The sequence below is a fragment of the Klebsiella planticola genome (assembly GCF_000783935.2).
GTDB lineage: Bacteria > Pseudomonadota > Gammaproteobacteria > Enterobacterales > Enterobacteriaceae > Klebsiella > Klebsiella planticola.
The window spans coordinates 1,688,317-1,701,868 of sequence record NZ_CP026047.1; the positions used below are offsets into that span (position 1 = coordinate 1,688,317).

13 protein-coding genes and 1 pseudogene are annotated in these 13,552 nt (G+C 55.5%); 6 read left to right on the forward strand and 8 right to left on the reverse strand.

Annotated features, from left to right (window positions below; all coding sequences use genetic code 11):
• Positions 1 to 5: 5 nt before the first annotated feature.
• From uhpA to rbsK, 4 genes are all read right to left on the reverse strand, one after another.
• Entirely contained in the window at positions 6 to 599 is a 594-nt protein-coding gene (gene uhpA / locus MC50_RS08165) for a transcriptional regulator UhpA (RefSeq protein ID WP_032690187.1), read from the reverse strand.
• A 206-nt stretch (positions 600 to 805) separates the two neighbouring features.
• Entirely contained in the window at positions 806 to 1,819 is a 1,014-nt protein-coding gene (locus MC50_RS08170) for an aldose 1-epimerase family protein (protein ID WP_032690186.1), read from the reverse strand.
• A gap of 11 nt (positions 1,820 to 1,830) precedes the next feature.
• On the reverse strand, positions 1,831 to 3,147 hold the full coding sequence (gene fucP / locus MC50_RS08175) for an L-fucose:H+ symporter permease (protein ID WP_047663628.1): 1,317 nt from the start codon (positions 3,145 to 3,147) through the stop codon (positions 1,831 to 1,833).
• A 27-nt stretch (positions 3,148 to 3,174) separates the two neighbouring features.
• Positions 3,175 to 4,095, reverse strand: coding sequence for a ribokinase (gene rbsK, locus MC50_RS08180; protein ID WP_004869105.1), 921 nt, complete (start codon positions 4,093 to 4,095; stop codon positions 3,175 to 3,177).
• Between the two features lie 336 nt (positions 4,096 to 4,431).
• Between rbsK and MC50_RS08185 the strand changes: the two genes are divergently transcribed.
• Positions 4,432 to 5,223, forward strand: a complete 792-nt coding sequence (locus tag MC50_RS08185) for a DeoR family transcriptional regulator (protein ID WP_032690184.1) — start codon at positions 4,432 to 4,434, stop codon at positions 5,221 to 5,223.
• A 136-nt stretch (positions 5,224 to 5,359) separates the two neighbouring features.
• On the opposite strand, the gene ilvN is transcribed toward MC50_RS08185, so the two are convergent.
• The 3 genes from ilvN to ivbL form a co-directional block, all read right to left on the reverse strand.
• Positions 5,360 to 5,650: an acetolactate synthase small subunit gene (gene ilvN / locus MC50_RS08190; RefSeq protein WP_004869110.1), complete on the reverse strand. Its 291-nt coding sequence runs from the start codon at positions 5,648 to 5,650 to the stop codon at positions 5,360 to 5,362.
• A gap of 3 nt (positions 5,651 to 5,653) precedes the next feature.
• Positions 5,654 to 7,342 carry an acetolactate synthase large subunit gene (gene ilvB / locus MC50_RS08195; RefSeq protein ID WP_047663631.1) on the reverse strand — a complete coding sequence of 563 codons (1,689 nt, stop codon included), beginning with the start codon at positions 7,340 to 7,342 and terminating at the stop codon, positions 5,654 to 5,656.
• Positions 7,343 to 7,443: 101 nt separating this feature from the next.
• Positions 7,444 to 7,539: an ilvB operon leader peptide IvbL gene (gene ivbL, locus MC50_RS08200; RefSeq protein ID WP_004869113.1), complete on the reverse strand. Its 96-nt coding sequence runs from the start codon at positions 7,537 to 7,539 to the stop codon at positions 7,444 to 7,446.
• A gap of 549 nt (positions 7,540 to 8,088) precedes the next feature.
• On the opposite strand from ivbL, the pseudogene tisB reads away from it, so the two are divergent.
• The 4 genes and pseudogenes from tisB to emrD form a co-directional block, all read left to right on the forward strand.
• Positions 8,089 to 8,203, forward strand: a pseudogene (gene tisB, locus MC50_RS08205) (type I toxin-antitoxin system toxin TisB); the annotation flags it as partial.
• A 90-nt stretch (positions 8,204 to 8,293) separates the two neighbouring features.
• Positions 8,294 to 8,740 (forward strand): GNAT family N-acetyltransferase, encoded by a 447-nt coding sequence (locus tag MC50_RS08210; RefSeq protein ID WP_047663633.1) that lies wholly within the window; start codon positions 8,294 to 8,296, stop codon positions 8,738 to 8,740.
• Positions 8,741 to 8,809: 69 nt separating this feature from the next.
• On the forward strand, positions 8,810 to 9,643 hold the full coding sequence (locus MC50_RS08215) for a DMT family transporter (RefSeq protein ID WP_032690181.1): 834 nt from the start codon (positions 8,810 to 8,812) through the stop codon (positions 9,641 to 9,643).
• A gap of 175 nt (positions 9,644 to 9,818) precedes the next feature.
• Entirely contained in the window at positions 9,819 to 11,003 is a 1,185-nt protein-coding gene (emrD, locus tag MC50_RS08220) for a multidrug efflux MFS transporter EmrD (protein ID WP_004869124.1), read from the forward strand.
• 54 nt (positions 11,004 to 11,057) lie between these two features.
• Here emrD and dsdC read toward each other — a convergent pair whose 3' ends face one another.
• Positions 11,058 to 11,984 carry a DNA-binding transcriptional regulator DsdC gene (gene dsdC / locus MC50_RS08225; RefSeq protein WP_015585471.1) on the reverse strand — a complete coding sequence of 309 codons (927 nt, stop codon included), beginning with the start codon at positions 11,982 to 11,984 and terminating at the stop codon, positions 11,058 to 11,060.
• 225 nt (positions 11,985 to 12,209) lie between these two features.
• Between dsdC and dsdX the strand changes: the two genes are divergently transcribed.
• Positions 12,210 to 13,547 (forward strand): D-serine transporter DsdX, encoded by a 1,338-nt coding sequence (gene dsdX / locus MC50_RS08230; protein WP_032690180.1) that lies wholly within the window; start codon positions 12,210 to 12,212, stop codon positions 13,545 to 13,547.
• Positions 13,548 to 13,552: the final 5 nt, after the last annotated feature.

The window sequence follows — 13,552 nt, forward strand, 5'->3', positions numbered from 1 at the left end:
CGGTCTCATTGCCAGCTATCGAACATACGCCGCGCCAGCTCAACATCGTTGCTGACGCCCAGCTTTTCCAGCAGATTGGCGCGATGCACGTGTACGGTTTTTGGCGACAATGCCAGCTCAGCGGCGATCTCTTTCACCGCCATCCCCTGCGCCAGCTTTTCTGCGACCTGCCGCTCGCGGCGGGTGAGCGGATCCTGGCGGCCTGCCGCCAGCTTCATGGCGATGTCCGGCGTCAGGTAACAACCGCCGGCCGCCACCGTTCTGACCGCGGCGATCAGCTCATCCGGGCTACAGCGTTTGGAGAGAAAACCGCGGGCGCCGGCATTCAGCGCCTGTTCCACCAGCGCCGGACTGTCGTGAACAGAGAGCATGATGGTCGCCATGCCTTTAGGCAACTGGCTGAGCAGCTCAAGTCCTGACATATCCGGCATCGAAATATCACAAATACAGACCTGTACGCCGCGCCCGGGCAGCCCCGCCAGCGCTTCGCGGGCGGAACCAAATTCGGCAACCACCTGAAAGTCGGCTTCCAGCCCCAGCAGCTGCGCAAAACCGGAGCGGACGATAAGATGATCGTCGATAAGGGCAATGGTGGTCATGGCGTTTCCTGGCGGGTTAAAAAACGCGCTTACCTTAACGATATAAACGGCATCCTTCAAGCGGCGTCTGCGCTGGTGACATCTGCTTCCCCCAGCCACTGACTTAAGTCAGTAACCGGGGATTCTCAGACTTGCCGCCTTGATGCCACTTGAATGATTTTGTTTATCGCGCGTTGTTGTTCAATCCTTGAGCAGGATTATCCGCCTCAGGCGATACCGGTGGTCACCGTGAAAGTCCGGGTTTGCTGCGGCGCCAGTGAAATCAGGCTGCCATTACGCTGAGCCGCCAGGAATCCCTCGGGCCGACAGGTGGCGGGCAGCGCGAAAGCAGCAACCTGCTGATCGCCGTTATAGAGGATCCAGCGGGTAACATAATTGAACTCGGTGCTAGAGAACCGCGTGACAAACGTGGTGCCATCCGGCGCTATCATGCGAAATTCCGGGCTATCGGTGTAGCGATCCAGCTGATCGGCAAAAAAGACGATTTCCGGGTCGTAATATTGAGGCTCGCACAACGCGGTCAGGGACGCTTCGCCTTGCAGGAGACGCTGATTGAACGCCAGCCACGATTCCGTCGGCTGCACGTGGGCAGGTACCGATTCGCGCAGCGAGAGCGCTTCGTCAGGGATATTCTGGCTGAAGGTCGCCTGCGCCACATAGGCATAGTTCATATGGCACATGTACTGCAGCGGCATGGCGACAGAGGCAAGATTGGTCACCGCCATCTGGATATCAAACAGCGCGCTGGCTCGCCGTAAGGCCACCGTCGGCCGCGCCTCATAGTGATGACCAAAGCCCATCACGTATTCATAGCGCCCCGCCACGCGCAGGCAGTCTGCCTCCAGTTCAAGCCAGGCTTCATCCATGGCCGCACAGGCCATTTCACCATGCAGCGGGTGAGTATCCTGCGGCGACGGACAGCCGTTCGCCAACAGCCCTGAGTGGAAAGCGAAACAGCCATAGGTGGCCACCACCTCCGCTGCCGGCTTCGGCTCGCTGAACATATTGCGCATGGTCAGATCGCGGCCATCAAACTCAGCATCCCAGATCATTTGCCCCAGCCAGGGCAAAATCACCAGATAACCGCGCGCGTTTTCCACCCGCAGCCCCTCTACGCCGCTGGCATAGCGGAAAGCCGTCACCGTGAAGTCATCATTCGCCAGCAGCGTGCGCGGTTGCTCGCTAAAGAGCTGGCGCCATAAAGGTAAGCGTGTCGTCATGATCGTTCTCCTCAGGATGCCGTCGCTTCAGTCAGCGCCCGGCGAACTTTGCATTCGCGCCAGAAATAGATGCCGACATAGATGAAGCACAGCATCGGTACCAGGAAAGAGACCTGCAGCGAGTGGAACATATCGGCGACAAAGCCCTGAATCGCAGGGACGACGGCGGCGCCAATAATCGCCATCACAATGACCGCACCGGCCATTTCAGTGTGTTCGTTATCCACCGTATCGAGCGTACCGGCATAGATGGTTGCCCAGCACGGTCCGAACAGCACGCTCACCAGCACCGCCACGTAGACCGCGCTAAAGCTCGGCGCCAGCGCCACATACGCAAGGAACAGTGCGCCGATAACCGAGTAGAGAATCAGCACCTTTTCCGGCGTGAAGCGGGTCATTAAAATGTTGGCGATAAACTTGCCAATAAAGAAGCAGGCAAAGCTGTAGACCATAAACGTTGAGGCATCACGCTCGTTGATATCACCCAACTCCAGCGCAAGGCGAATGGTGAACGACCAGACGGTAACCTGCATACCGACATACAGGAACTGGGCGGCAATTCCGCGACGAAAACGTGCGTTGGTAGCCAGGTAGCGCAGCGTGTCGGCCGCCGACGGGCGTTTATGGTTCGCCGTCTGCGCAACTTTACAGGTCGGGAAGCGCGTCAGCAGGAACAGCACCATGACCACCACCAGCACCATGATCATGTACTTGTAAGGCTCAAGGGTGTTTTCCAGCATCAGGACTTTAAAGTTATGGATCTGCTCGGCATTCATGCCAGCCATCTGTTTTTCCAGACTTTCGCCATCGGAAAAGACCAGATATTTACCCAGCAAAATACCGGCTGCCGCGCCAATCGGATAAAAGGTCTGGCTGATGTTCAGGCGCAGCGTGGCATGGCTTTTCGGGCCGATCATCGAACTGTAGGTGTTCGCTGCCGTCTCAAGAAAGCTCAGGCCGATGGCAATCGCGAAAATCGCGGCCAGGAACATGGTGTAGGTTGCCATGTGCGAAGCCGGGAAAAAGAGCGTGCAGCCGACGATATACAGCGTCAGTCCGGTGAGAATAGCGACCTTATAGCTGGTTTTTTTAATCACTAACGACGCCGGGATCGCAATTAAAAAATAACCGCCATAAAATGCGCTCTGGACCAGCGCGGAGGCAAAGTTACTTAATGCAAACACGCTTTTAAACTGCGTAATTAAAATATCATTTAAGGCCGCAGCACATCCCCATAAAGGGAATAAGCAGGATAACAAAATAAACTGGAACAGAGGTGTTTTGTTCAGATAGCCGTCAGGCATCTGAATGATGTTTTTATCGTTCATAGTGCTACCTTTTACAGTGCAGAGTGATTATTCGTTTAACGACAGATATTCATTAAACTGCTCGATACTGGGATAAGACGATTGCGTGCCTTTCCCCGTGACGCTAAAGGCGGCAAAGAGAGCGGCTTTTTTCATGGCGGATTCAACATCTCCGCTCTGGACGTAATAGTGAGCAAAACAACCGATAAAGGCATCGCCTGCGCCGCTGGTATCTACCGCGCTGACTTTAAATGCCGGGACATGCACTTCCTGAGTGCGCGTCATCCACAGCGCGCCCTTCTCACCCATGGTCACAATAATATTGTTGAGGCCTTTTTCAACGAGGCTGCGGGCGGCGGCACGAATATTGTCGTAAGTATCAACAGGCAGGCCGGTTAATATTTCCAGCTCGGTCTCATTGGGAACAAAGAAATCACATTTACAGGCATAAGACATATCTAATTCGCGCAACGCGGGCGCCGGATTTAATAACACTTCAATGCCGTGCTTTTTACCAAATTCGATAGCGTGGTAAACCGTTTCCAGTTGAACCTCAAGCTGCAACACAATCAGCTGGCATTTTTTTAAATCCTCGGCGGCGCGATCGATATCTTCAGGAGAGAGGAACTTGTTGGCGCCTTTAATAATAAGAATGCTGTTGCTGGAGTTGGCATTCACAAAGATCGGCGCCACGCCGCTGCTGGTACAAGGGACTTTCTCAACATAAGTGGTATTGATGCCCCAGGACTCAAGATTGCGAATCGTGTTATCCGCAAAGATGTCATCTCCCACCTTGGTCAACATCAGCACTTTCGAATTAAGCTTAGCGGCGGCAACGGCCTGGTTGGCCCCTTTCCCGCCGCAGCCAATTTTGAACGCCGGCGCCTCAAGGGTTTCCCCCTCTTTCGGCATCTGGTTGGTGTAGGTGATGAGGTCCACCATGTTGGAGCCAATAACCGCGATATCCATTTTACTACCTCTCAGAAACAATCACACAACAATGATATTATCGTAACATTATCATGTTACTTTAGTACCATTTGTGACCATGATCGCGATTGCAGTATCATTTCTTGTTTATTTATCATCCAGGAAAATGTGGGCAATCGAGAGGGAAAGAAAAATAAAAATCAAAAACAACAAGATAAGAAACTGAAAATAAAGAGATTATATTAATAAAAACGAGATCGGTCAGACTTTTAATTCTCAAGGGGCCGCAGTATAGTAATGTGAATGCATAATGTTTCAGCAGGGACAAAAATGTTACCAAAGGAACATTTGCCAAATGAATTGCGGAGAGTGTGAATGGAGACCAAGCAAAAAGAACGTATACGTCGTCTGATGGAACTGCTGAAGAAAACCGACCGAATCCATCTTAAAGACGCCGCGCGTATGCTGGAGGTCTCTGTGATGACGATTCGTCGGGATCTCAGCCAGGAAAACGACGAACCGCTGCCGCTCACGCTATTAGGCGGCTACGTGGTGATGGTCAACAAACCCTCATCGCCTTCCGTCACGCCAGCGCTGGCGACAAAACCGGCCCATCATCGCGACGAACTGCCCATTGCCATCCTCGCCGCCGGCCTGGTCAGCGAAAACGACCTGGTCTTTTTTGATAACGGCAGCGAAATGCCGCTGGTCATCAATATGATCCCCGATGACATTACCTTTACCGGTATTTGCTATTCACATCGGGTGTTTATGGCCTTAAATGAAAAGCCCAATGCCACCGCCATCTTATGCGGTGGCACCTATCGGGCGAAGAGCGATGCCTTCTACGATACCGGCAACCCTTCGGCGCTGGATTCACTCAATCCGCGTAAAGTGTTTATCTCCGCCAGCGGCGTTCACGAACATTTTGGCGTCAGCTGGTTTAACCCCGACGACCTCGCCACGAAACGTAAAGCGATGGATCGCGGCCTGCGGAAAATCCTGCTCGCGCGCTACGCGCTGTTCGACGATGTTGCGCCTGCCAGTATAGCGCCGCTGCCGGCATTTGATGTGCTGATCAGCGATCGCCCGTTACCGGCAGACTATGCCACGCACTGCCGGAACGGGTCGGTAAAAGTCATCACGCCGGACTCTGAAAGCGAATAACTGAGCGTCATCCCACCAGGCGTAGATTGTTGCAGCCAGTCTGGACGCGAGCAGCGCGGAAAAACCAGAGCGTACCGCAGTACGTGCACTGCCCATGGCCAAAATGGCAAATAAAATAGCCTGATGGGGCAGGCTCTTACTCAAAGAAGACGGCAATTTTATTAAACATGGAAGGATCGGACTGATTACGCGCCACCTTCTCCACATCTTCCAGTTTTTCAATCTGACTGATCATCTGCCCCAGCCGCTGGTCATCGTTCACCAGCAGCCAGATGCGGCTGTGGTTGCTGTTCTGAATCGGCAAACAGAGAATGCCTTCCACGTTGAACGCGCGGCGGGCAAACAGGCCACAAACGTGGGTCATCACTCCCGGATGGTTGCGAACGGTGAGTTCCAGAATAACGTTGTCATGAGTCTGCTGTTGCATGGTTTATTCCCCCACCATTTCTGTATTTGCCGCTCCCGGCGGAACCATCGGATAGACTTTTTCTTCCGCATCAATACGCACATGAATCAGCGCCGGACCGGGACGATCGATGATCGCCTGCAGCGCCGCCTGCGGGTCAGCTTCGTGATTTAAATCGCAGGTTTGCAGACCAAATCCGGCGGCGATCTGCATAAAGTTAATCATTCCGGGATAGGTGGCAGCAAATACCCCCTGCTGATAGAACAGGCTCTGTTGCTGATAGACCAGCCCCAACGCTTCGTTATTCATCAGGATGATTTTCACATCCAGCTGGTTTTCTGCCGCGGTGGCCATCTCCTGAATGTTCATCATCAGGCTGCCGTCACCGGAGAAGCAGATGACTTTGCGCTGTGGATTAGCCAGCGCCGCTCCGACCGCTGCCGGCAGACCGAATCCCATGGTTCCCAGCCCGCCGGAAGTCAGCCATTGACGCGGGCGATTCAGCGGATAAGCCTGCGCGACCCACATCTGATGCTGACCGACATCGGTGGTGACGATCGCCTCATCATTGACGCAGGCGGCAACGGCGTTGATCAGGCCGTAATGGGTGAGCGGGTCGCTCTCCTGCGGAATCGGGGACGGAAACTCACGCTGCAGATCCGCCACCATCTGGCGCCACTCGTCGCGCGGCTGGGCGGCGACCTGCGGCGTCAGCTGCGCCAGAACGTCGGCCACATCCCCTTGAATCGCCACGTGCGGCTGCTTGATTTTACCCAGTTCGGAACGGTCGATATCAACGTGAATAATTTTCGCGTTCGGGCAGAACTGCTCGGTTTTACCAATCGCCCGGTCATCAAAACGCGCGCCTAAAACAACCAGTAAATCCGCTTCTTGCAGAATAAAGTTGGTGCTGCGCGCGCCGTGCATACCCAGCATGCCCAGCGACAGCGGATGCGCCTTCGGCAGCATCCCCAGCGCCATCAGGGTCATGGTGGTAGGCAGGTTCGCTTTTTCCGCCAGCGCACGCACCTGCTCAGGGGCGTTAATCACGCCGCCGCCCAGATAAAGTACCGGGCGCTTAGCCGCATTGATCATGGCGGCCGCGTCGTGGACGCTGGCGCTGTCAAATGTCGGCGGTGTGGTGCGCGCACCCGGCTCCGGTAACGCCTCCAGCTCGATGGTCGCCGTCTGCACATCCTTAGGAATATCTATCCACACCGGACCCGGGCGGCCGGACTGAGCGATGCGAAAAGCATCGCTCATCACCTGCGGCAGTTCAGCAATATCGCGGACCAGGTAGTTATGTTTGGTGATGGGGATAGAGATACCGTAGGTGTCGACTTCCTGGAACGCATCGGTCCCGATCATCGATGCCGGAACCTGGCCGGTAATGCACACCAGCGGAATCGAGTCCAGACGCGCATCGGCGATGGCGGTGATCAGGTTGGTGGCGCCCGGGCCGCTACAGGCCATACAGACCGCCGGTTTGCCCTCGGTACGCGCCATCCCCTGAGCGATAAAGCCCGCGCCCTGCTCGTGACGCGCCAGAACGTGGCGAATCTGCGTGCTTTGGCTTAATGCGTCATAGATGGGAAGGATAGAGCCGCCCGGGATGCCCGCAACGGTCGTGATCCCCTGGCGTTCCAGTAAATGAATAACTAACTGTGCGCCGGTAAAGCGCATTTTTTCTGATGTTGTGCCCGAACTTGCCATGCTCCAGTCCTTTTATTTTGAGCCGACTTACCGGGCGAGTGTCGAAAAAAAACCCCGCTCGGTTTGCGCCGGCGGGGTTTGGAATCGTGTTGTTCCGGACCCTACGGCGCATTGCCGACGACGACCACCACACGCACGACGACCACCGCGGCAGGCGCGGTTTTTAGTAGAGTCGAAGTCAGAATGGAAGCGTTCATTAGGGACCTGTTGTGTCGAAAATTTAACTGAATTTATACAAACACAGCCGCCGCCATTAAACAACGGATTTATTTTCATCCACGAGGATTTGTGTGAAGGATCACAATTTCTTACCGGTCGAAAAAAACAAAAAACCCCGCCGGAGCGAGGTTTTTCTCAGCATGTTTACGGCTGGTAACCGCAAGTACACTGTATTACGTCAACGCTGAAAGTATACGCGCGCGCAGGCGTTCACGCAATTTTCACCCCGGTTTTTGCCAAAGTAGAGTATGGATGGCGAGCGCAATTTTGTCGAGAAAATACTGTTTATATATACAGTATTTGTTTATACTGAAAACGTTCACGTTGTGTCATTCGGGGCCGCATGTATCACCGGCGCAATAAAGTCCTGGCTGAAACGGGTGGTGCCGTCAGCGCCTTAACCCCGAGAGAGCACACTGTGTTACGTCAACAAATACGCTAATGTCTTCTGGGCACGGCAACGTGTCCCGGTAGTCGGCGTATACCCTGGCTGGCAACAGGCGGCGGAAAGGTACGCCAGCCGGTCGTGCTCCTGTACCAGAGGAGACGCGTATGGGTGCCATGGATATTATTGTTCTTATCCTGAAACTCATGGTTGCCGTGTTGCAACTGCTTGATGCTGTCCTGAAACAGCTGCGCTGATTCAGGTTCAAGTCGCACCTGAGAGGGGCGGGAAACCGCCCCTCTACAGGCGGTTCCCATTAACCTTATGCTGACTTGCTGGAGAAAATCATGCCACCGCTGTTGATTGCCGCCACGACCCCCGACGACCCCGGGTTTCTGGCTTTGCGCAGTGAAAGCCTCGCCCAACATTTCAATATGCTGCGCCGCCTGGCGGAGAACTGGCAAAGCGGGAAAAACCGCTTTAGTGCGCCGGGTGAAAAACTGCTGGGTGCCTTTGTCGGCGGGCAGCTGGTGGGAATTTGCGGGCTGAATGTTGACCCCTTCAGCCCGCAGCTGCGAACCGGGCGCATCCGCCATTTATACATCAGCGATGCCTTTCGTCGGCGGAATATTGGTCAGCAGCTGCTGGTGGCCGTCATCACCCACTCCGGCACCTGGTTTGATTTTCTCAACACTCACGCGCCGTCGTCGGCGTGGCCATTTTATGAATCGCTTGGATTTCGTCCGGTTTATGATGAGCCGCGGGTCACTCATCGCCTGTTCTGCTCACTTTAAGCGCGGCTGGCCGGGTGAAAATGCCCGTGTTACAGTTCCAGGACCCGGCCACTCACCAACACACCTGCCATGACGATAACCGTTTTCTGCGTTCTGCTGTTCGCCGCCCTGCTGCATGCCAGCTGGAATGCTATCGTCAAAGCAAGTGGAGATAAGCTGTACGCGGCGATCGGCGTGAGCGGCTCCGCCGCGCTGACCGCCCTGGTTGCATTGCCTTTCGCGCCGCAGCCCTCCCTGGCCAGCGTGCCGTATCTGGTGCTTTCCAGCGCACTGCAGGTGGTGTACACCGTTCTGGTCGCCAAAACCTACCAGGTCTCCGACATGAGTCAGACCTATCCACTGATGCGCGGCACCGCGCCGCTGCTGGTGGCGGTGATTAGCGTCGCATTCCTCGGCGATACGCTGTCGCCGCTGGCATGGACAGGGATTGGCGTAATTTGTCTGGCGATCCTCGCCATGGCCTGCAACGGCCGGACCCGCTCCGGCTACGGCATCACCCTCGCGCTGATCAACGCCTGTTTTATCGCCGGCTATACGTTGGTTGATGGTACCGGCGTGCGGTTGTCGGATACAGCGCTGGGCTACACGCTATGGTCCTTTTTTATGAACGGCTGCTGTCTGCTGAGCTGGTCGATGATCTACCGGCGCCAGGAAGCCAGCCGCTATCTGCGCCAGCACTGGAAAAAAGGCGCCATCGGCGGCCTGAGTACGATGGGATCATACGGCCTGGCACTGTGGGCGATGACCCAGGCACCGCTGGCAGTGGTAGCCGCGCTGCGAGAAACCTCGATTTTATTCGGCGCCGTCATCGCGTTGGTGCTGCTCAAAGAGAAGCTTATCGCCCTGCGAATCGTCGCCGCCTGCGGCATTGCGGCGGGGGCTATTCTGCTGCGTCTGTCCTAACGCAGAATGGCAACATTTGTTGCCGATTATTGTTTACAAAACCTGCCTGAAATCCCTCTCCAATCATCGTCATATAGTTGTACTGTCATTTTTATGTGGTAGATTCCTCCAGCATTTAAGGGATGTGCCAGTCACATATTCTTCATTTACCCATACTCACAAAGTATTCATCGACATGAAACGGCATAAGAACTTCACTTTGTTGTTGATGCTGGTACTGCTGGTGGCCGTTGGCCAGATGGCGCAGACCATTTATATCCCGGCGATCGCCGACATGGCTATCTCGCTGAACGCCCGTGAAGGGGCCGTGCAGAGCGTAATGGCGGCCTATTTGCTGACCTATGGCGTCTCTCAGCTCTTTTATGGCCCGCTGTCTGACCGCGTAGGAAGACGTCCGGTGATCCTCATCGGGATGTCTATCTTTATGCTGGCGACGCTGGTTGCTATCACCACCCACAGCCTGACGGTGCTGATTATCGCCAGCGCCATCCAGGGTATGGGAACCGGCGTCGGCGGGGTCATGGCGCGCACGCTGCCGCGCGATCTGTATGAAGGTGCCCAGCTCAGGCATGCCAACAGCCTGTTAAATATGGGCATTTTGGTCAGCCCGCTGCTGGCGCCGCTGATTGGCGGTATCCTCAATACGCTGTGGAGCTGGCGCGCCTGCTACGCTTTCCTGCTGATTTTGTGCGCGGGCGTAACCTTCAGCATGGCGCGCTGGATGCCTGAAACCCGTCCGGCTGGCGCACCGCGCTCCCGGCTGGCGACCAGTTACAAAACGCTGTTCGGCAATACCGCGTTCAACTGCTATCTGCTGATGCTGATTGGCGGCCTCGCCGGCATCGCCGTGTTCGAAGCCTGTTCCGGCGTGCTGATGGGCGCCGTGCTGGGCTTAAGCAGCATGGCGGTGAGTATTCTGTTTATTCTGCCCATCCCGGCGGCTTTTTTCGGTGCCTGGTTTGCCGGACGCCCGCATAAACGCTTCCCGACCCTGATGTGGCAATCGGTGATTTGCTGCCTGCTGGCGGGCATTATGATGTGGATCCCTGGCCTGATGGGCATCATGACCGTCTGGACGCTGCTGGTGCCCGCGGCGCTGTTTTTCTTTGGCGCCGGCATGCTGTTTCCGCTGGCGACCAGCGGCGCGATGGAACCCTTCCCGTTCCTCGCCGGGACGGCAGGCGCGCTGGTGGGCGGCCTGCAAAACATCGGCTCCGGCGTCCTGGCCTGGCTCTCGGCGATGATGCCGCAGACCGGTCAAAGCAGCCTGGGGTTATTGATGATGCTCATGGGGCTGCTGATTCTGCTGTGCTGGCTGCCGCTGGCTTCGCGCTTCAGCCGCCACCAGCAGCCGGTTTAAGCACCGGAGTCTCCCCGGATAGCGGCCTGCGCCTTATCCCGCGTCCGGGGAAAATCATTGCGCCAGACTTTGTAGCCAGTGAATAAAGGCGTCTATTTTCGGCCACTGGCGCCCCGCTAACGTGGTCACATAGTAGTGCTGGTGGCATTTCAGCGTCATCTCGCCAAAGGGCGCAATCAGCTCTCCGCTCGCCAGACGCTTTTGAACCAGCCGCTTACGCCCCATCGCCACGCCAACATGATTCATGGCAGCAATCACCGCCAAATCTGAGCGATCGAAACCAATACCCGACGATTGCGGCAAGTTAACCCCAAAGTGCTGCGCCCAGCTAAACCATTCGTCGGTGCCAGAATCATTGCTCCAGGCCTGGCGATCGTGCAGCAGGGTGCAATGTTGCAGATTGTCGGGATGTTGCTGGAGCTGATGCTGCCGGGCATAGTCCGCCGTGCAAACCGGGACGATGGCTTCATCCATCAGATAATGGTGGGTTAATTGCGATGAAGGCAGATCGTCGAAATAGAGCGCCAGATCGATACCCGCTCGCTGCATATTCACGTTATCGTTACCGGTCAGAACAGTCAGCGATATCGACGGATAACGGCGGGTAAAGTCCCCGAGCGCCGGTACCAGCCAGCACTGGGCGATCGACGGACGTGAGTAGACGGTCAGCGTACCTGACAGCTCCTGGTTTTTGATATCCAGAATCTCCTGGTTCAGACTGTCCAGCGAGGATTTCAGCGCCCAGAACACCCGCCTCCCCTCATGGGTTAACTCCACTTTCCGATGAGAGCGTACAAAAAGCTGAATACCCAGCTCTTCCTCCAGCTGATTCATCCGGTGGCTCACTGCGCTGGGGGTCAGCGACAGCTCTTCCGCCGCCAGCGCGAAAGATTCATGCCGTGCGGCGACCTCAAAGGTATACAGCTTTGACAACTGCCAGCCGTTGAGCAGCCGGTTGCCTATCTCTTTAGCGACATCCATCGTTCGGTTCCCCTGATTTTTTACCGCTGATTGTAAGAAAAATGGTCACCCGACATGGATTTAAAGATGAAAAAAAGTGACTCATAACGCAAATAAAAGCCATTTTTAGACTTTAATCACCATTTTGATTCAATCTAATTCACCTTAAGCGCCATTTATATCGTTTGTCAGCCGGTGTCGTTTTTCTGTTCAATAACCCCATCTTATTCACGGGCGAGGTGGGGTATGGAATCTCAGATTTGGGTTGTGAGCACGTTATTAATCAGCATTGTGTTGATTGTTTTGACTATCGTAAAACTGAAATTTCACCCCTTTCTGGCGCTGCTGTTAGCCAGTTTCTTCGTCGGCGCAATGATGGGGATGAGCCCACTGGACATGGTCAACGCCATTGAAAATGGGATCGGTGGAACCCTCGGTTTCCTGGCGGCAGTGATCGGCCTCGGCACCATTCTGGGCAAAATGATGGAGATTTCAGGCGCCGCCGAACGTATCGGCCTGACGCTTCAGCGCTGTCGCTGGCTGTCGGTCGATGTGATCATGGTACTGGTTGGCCTGATTTGCGGGATTACGCTGTTTGTCGAAGTCGGCGTCGTGCTGCTGATTCCGCTGGCCTTTTCTATTGCCAAAAAGACCCACACCTCTCTGCTGAAGCTGGCGATTCCGCTGTGTACCGCGCTAATGGCCGTGCACTGCGTGGTACCGCCGCACCCGGCGGCGCTGTTCGTCGCCAATAAGCTGGGCGCCGATATCGGTACCGTGATTGTCTATGGTTTGCTGGTCGGGTTGATGGCCTCACTGGTTGGCGGCCCGCTGTTCCTGAAGCTGCTGGGCAACCGCCTGCCGTTCAAAGCGGTTCCTGCCGAGTTCGCCAATCTGGACGTTCGTCAAGAAGAGACGCTGCCGTCGCTCGCCGCCACGCTGTTGACCATTTTGCTGCCGATCGCTCTGATGCTGGTGAAAACCGTCGCCGAGCTGAATATGGCCAAAACCGGCACGCTGTATATGCTGCTGGAGTTTATCGGTAATCCGATTACCGCCATGTTTATCGCCGTCTTCGTGGCTTACTACGTCCTCGGCATCCGTCAGAATATGGGCATGGCCACGCTGCTGACCCATACCGAAAAGGGCTTTGGTTCTATTGCCAATATCCTGCTGATTATCGGCGCAGGCGGCGCGTTCAACGCGGTCCTGAAAACCAGCGGCCTGGCTGATTCGCTGGCGGTTATTCTCTCCGGTCTGCATATGCACCCGATTCTGCTGGCCTGGCTGGTGGCGCTGATTCTGCACGCGGCGGTGGGTTCTGCCACCGTTGCCATGATGGGGGCCACGGCCATCGTGGCACCGATGCTGCCGCTCTACCCTGGCGTTAGCCCGGAGATCATCGCCATTGCCATTGGTTCCGGCGCAATTGGCTGCACGATCGTTACTGATTCCCTGTTCTGGCTGGTTAAACAATACTGTGGTGCGAGCCTGAGTGAGACGTTCAAATACTATACAACGGCAACATTTATCGCATCCTTACTTGCACTAGCCTGCACGTTCCTGCTTTCTTTCATCATCTGAGCGCA

What these genes read in the sequence shown, in the direction of transcription:
- MC50_RS08215 (WP_032690181.1), top strand. Translation starts at nt 8,810, where the DNA reads ATGACGATAACCGTTTTCTGCGTTCTGCTGTTCGCCGCCCTGCTGCAT.
- MC50_RS08185 (WP_032690184.1), top strand. Translation starts at nt 4,432, where the DNA reads ATGGAGACCAAGCAAAAAGAACGTATACGTCGTCTGATGGAACTGCTG.
- MC50_RS08170 (WP_032690186.1), bottom strand. Translation starts at nt 1,819, where the DNA reads ATGACGACACGCTTACCTTTATGGCGCCAGCTCTTTAGCGAGCAACCG.
- MC50_RS08210 (WP_047663633.1), top strand. Translation starts at nt 8,294, where the DNA reads ATGCCACCGCTGTTGATTGCCGCCACGACCCCCGACGACCCCGGGTTT.
- ilvN (WP_004869110.1), bottom strand. Translation starts at nt 5,650, where the DNA reads ATGCAACAGCAGACTCATGACAACGTTATTCTGGAACTCACCGTTCGC.
- ivbL (WP_004869113.1), bottom strand. Translation starts at nt 7,539, where the DNA reads ATGAACGCTTCCATTCTGACTTCGACTCTACTAAAAACCGCGCCTGCC.
- dsdC (WP_015585471.1), bottom strand. Translation starts at nt 11,984, where the DNA reads ATGGATGTCGCTAAAGAGATAGGCAACCGGCTGCTCAACGGCTGGCAG.
- ilvB (WP_047663631.1), bottom strand. Translation starts at nt 7,342, where the DNA reads ATGGCAAGTTCGGGCACAACATCAGAAAAAATGCGCTTTACCGGCGCA.
- emrD (WP_004869124.1), top strand. Translation starts at nt 9,819, where the DNA reads ATGAAACGGCATAAGAACTTCACTTTGTTGTTGATGCTGGTACTGCTG.
- uhpA (WP_032690187.1), bottom strand. Translation starts at nt 599, where the DNA reads ATGACCACCATTGCCCTTATCGACGATCATCTTATCGTCCGCTCCGGT.
- fucP (WP_047663628.1), bottom strand. Translation starts at nt 3,147, where the DNA reads ATGAACGATAAAAACATCATTCAGATGCCTGACGGCTATCTGAACAAA.
- rbsK (WP_004869105.1), bottom strand. Translation starts at nt 4,095, where the DNA reads ATGGATATCGCGGTTATTGGCTCCAACATGGTGGACCTCATCACCTAC.
- dsdX (WP_032690180.1), top strand. Translation starts at nt 12,210, where the DNA reads ATGGAATCTCAGATTTGGGTTGTGAGCACGTTATTAATCAGCATTGTG.